General features: G+C 59.7%; 2 protein-coding genes. One reads left to right on the top strand and one right to left on the bottom strand.

All coding sequences use genetic code 11. The features are described 5' to 3' along the window. Positions 1–997 (bottom strand): elongation factor Tu (gene tuf, locus E5W87_RS16335; RefSeq protein ID WP_292399273.1); only part of this gene is annotated, 997 nt, incomplete at its 3' end. Positions 998–1268: 271 nt separating this feature from the next. On the opposite strand from tuf, the gene E5W87_RS16330 reads away from it, so the two are divergent. Next, a partial coding sequence (locus E5W87_RS16330) for a glycosyltransferase family 87 protein (protein ID WP_292399268.1) occupies positions 1269–2147 on the top strand: 879 nt, incomplete at its 3' end.

Genomic DNA, 2147 nt, shown 5'->3' with positions numbered 1-2147 from the left:
TCGTGCGGAAATAGAACTGCGGACGGTAGTTGGTGAAGAACGGCGTGTGACGGCCGCCTTCGTCCTTGGTCAGGATGTAGGCTTCGGCCACGAACTTCTTGTGCGGCTTGACCGTGCCCGGCTTGGCCAGAACCTGGCCGCGCTCGACACCTTCACGGTCGACACCGCGCAGCAGCGCGCCGATGTTGTCGCCGGCCTGGCCCTGGTCGAGCAGCTTGCGGAACATCTCGACGCCGGTGCAGGTCGTCTTGGTCGTCGGACGGATGCCGATGATCTCCAGCTCCTCGCCGACCTTGACCACGCCGCGCTCGACGCGACCGGTCACAACCGTGCCGCGGCCCGAGATCGAGAACACGTCCTCGATCGGCATCAGGAACGGCTTGTCGAGCGGACGAACCGGCGTCGGGATGTAGGCGTCGACCGCAGCCATCAATTCGCGGATCGCGTCCTCGCCGATCTTCTTGTCGGAATCTTCCAAAGCCGCAAGTGCCGAACCCTTGACGATCGGAATGTCGTCGCCGGGGAACTCGTTCTTGGTCAACAGCTCACGCACCTCGAGCTCGACCAGCTCGAGCAGCTCGGCGTCGTCGACCTGGTCGACCTTGTTCAAAAACACCACGATCGACGGCACGCCGACCTGACGGGCAAGCAGAATGTGCTCGCGGGTCTGCGGCATCGGGCCGTCGGCGGCCGACACAACCAGGATCGCGCCGTCCATCTGCGCAGCGCCGGTGATCATGTTCTTCACATAGTCGGCGTGGCCGGGGCAGTCGACATGGGCGTAGTGGCGGGCAGCCGTCTCGTATTCGACATGCGCCGTCGAGATGGTGATGCCGCGCGCCTTTTCCTCAGGCGCCGCATCAATCTGGTCGTAGCGCTTGTATTCGCCAAAATACTTGGTGATCGCCGCCGTCAACGACGTCTTGCCATGATCGACGTGGCCAATCGTGCCAATGTTCACATGAGGCTTTGTACGCTCGAATTTACCTTTTGCCATAGTCTCTTTCCTTGGACGGCCTGGACCTTCAGTTCAGTCGAATGCGGGGCGATTAGCGACTACGGCCGAAAAACACAAGTGCCTTGTGGCCGAACGCATTTTCACTCGATCCCGAACCCATGATCCGATTTCAGGGATGTGACGCCGATATGGGAATGAGGCGACGCAAATGTAAGACGGACACCACCGCGGCCAGTCGCGACACAAACTCTTAATGAAAACGGGGGCAAGATAACGCCCGGGCACCTTGCGGCGCGGGCAAACGGGCACCATGCGGATAGCCGACTTCACGGCAGGAAAAAACCTGCAACGTCTTATCTATCTCGCCGTCTGCGGCTTGATATTTGCCTATCTCTGCGTGCTTGTCATCGCGGTATTGATTGGCGATTGGCTGTTCGACGCGAACGGACAGCCAATCGCCACCGATTTCCTGGCATTTTGGGGCGCTGGCAAGTTTGTTCTGCAAGGCCACGCAGCCGATGCCTATAACTTGGAAATACACAAGAGCATCTCGTCCGCTGAAAGCGGCGCCGTTTTCAATGGCTATTATTCCTGGCAATATCCTCCAACTTTCCTGCTGGTGACCGCAGCATTGGCGCTGGTGTCTTATCCCGCCGCGTTGGTTTCGTGGATGGCATTCGGGATAACGTTCTATGCCTTTGCCATACGGCTGATCGGGGAGACACGCCTTGCGGTTCTGGCAGCCATGGCCTGGCCTCCCGTGCTTTGGAACACAGCGGTCGGGCAAAACGGCTTCGTCACCGCCGCCCTGCTTGGCGCAGCTATCGCATCGATTGAAAAACGCCCGGCGCTCGCCGGCCTCTTCTTCGGCCTGCTTACCTACAAGCCGCAGTTCGGTCTAATCATACCCGTTGCCCTCATCGCTGGAGGCTATTGGCGGGTCATCGGATGGGCCACCATTTCCGCCACTGCAATGGCCGTGCTTTCCATCGCCGTTTTCGGCACGCAGATCTGGTCCGACTTCTTTGACACCGCCGCCAAGATAAACGGGATGATCCTCGTCGACGGCAGGGCCGATTTTTCAAAGCTTCAAAGCCTCTATGGCTTTGTCCGCGCGCTTGGCGGAAGCTTGACGACCGCATGGGTCGCGCAGGGTTTTCTCATCGCAGCCCTGAGCGCCGGCATCATC

The organism is Mesorhizobium sp. (genome assembly GCF_004962925.1).
GTDB lineage: Bacteria > Pseudomonadota > Alphaproteobacteria > Rhizobiales > Rhizobiaceae > Mesorhizobium.
This window is presented reverse-complemented; position numbering and strand designations above follow the sequence as displayed.